Origin of the sequence: Marimonas arenosa, from assembly GCF_030848945.1 — a bacterium.
GTDB lineage: Bacteria > Pseudomonadota > Alphaproteobacteria > Rhodobacterales > Rhodobacteraceae > Marimonas > Marimonas arenosa.
Genome location: NZ_JANHAX010000021.1, coordinates 1 through 235, shown reverse-complemented (window position 1 = coordinate 235; position 235 = coordinate 1). Strand labels below are relative to the sequence as shown.

Below are 235 nucleotides of genomic sequence, written 5' to 3'. Positions count from 1 at the left end.
CCCAATCTAAATCTCTGGTCATAGCACGAGGTTTTAGACCATCGTCTAACCAAGATTTAACCTGACCTAATACATTTGATTTCCAATCATCCTTATGACCTTCTACAGCCCATTCTCTTAAGAAATCTTCATATTGATCTAATGGCAAAGTCCAGTTTTTTGTTTTTCTCAAAACAGGAATATTTCCGCTTAAAGCCGACTTTGGATTGATTAATTCTCTTGGGCTCAAGCTCGA

General features: G+C 37.4%; 1 protein-coding gene. It reads right to left on the bottom strand.

Features of this window, described 5'->3' with window-relative positions; all coding sequences use genetic code 11:
* Positions 1-235: class I tRNA ligase family protein (locus NO357_RS21310; RefSeq protein ID WP_306737780.1), on the bottom strand; the 235-nt coding region annotated here is incomplete at both ends.